The organism is Mycobacterium sp. (genome assembly GCF_008709575.1).
Classification (GTDB): Bacteria; Actinomycetota; Actinomycetes; order Mycobacteriales; family Mycobacteriaceae; genus Mycobacterium.
In genome coordinates this window covers 1-654 of sequence record NZ_VYIK01000410.1, presented here as the reverse complement: position 1 = coordinate 654, position 654 = coordinate 1, and the positions used below count along the sequence as shown (strand labels likewise).

The following is a 654-nucleotide window of genomic DNA, read 5'->3' as shown; positions in this document are numbered from 1 at the left end:
ACTAGCTGAGGCACCACCACCGGCCACGCGCTCAAAGTACGTGAGGCACGTCGCCTGGTTGACATGAGTTTGTTACGTGAGCTACAAAAGAGTGTGCAGCGTGGCACACATTAGGTTACCTTGTGACCTCTACTACAACGCCAAGATTCAAGGAATGAACCCGCAGAAACAACTCGCAGCTGCCACGGGTGGTCGGAGTTGTGATCGCATGGGATTCCCGTCCGGGACAGTAGACGGGTATTTCCACCGGTATGCGTCGACTCGCACGAGTGAGTTGGGGGTGGTCGAAGATGTGGCCTCCCGCATTTTCACTCCGCACCGGCTCGGTTGCCTAGGACGCTCCGGGCATGTGGACGCTCGGCTCAAGGCTGCACGCCTCGGTGCCGTGACCGTGGGACGTCTGCAATACGGGGCGGACGTGGAACTGGTCCACAAGTCCGAGATAGATGCCTACCACATCAATATTCCGCTCAGTGGTCACGCGGAGTCATGGTGCGGGTCCGACTCGGCGGTCGCGACTCCGGTGCAGGCAGCGGTGTTCCTGCCGGAGCGTCCAGCGGGCATCAAATGGGCTGCGGACTGCGTCCAATTGTGCGTGAAGCTCGATCGTGCAGAGCTGGAACTCGAAGTGGAGGACTTAATCGGACGCCCGGT

Annotated in this window: 1 pseudogene; it reads left to right on the top strand. The window is 59.9% G+C overall.

Features of this window, described 5'->3' with window-relative positions:
* Positions 1-280 precede the first annotated feature (280 nt).
* Positions 281-654 (top strand): annotated as a pseudogene (locus F6Q13_RS19280) (AraC family transcriptional regulator); the annotation flags it as partial.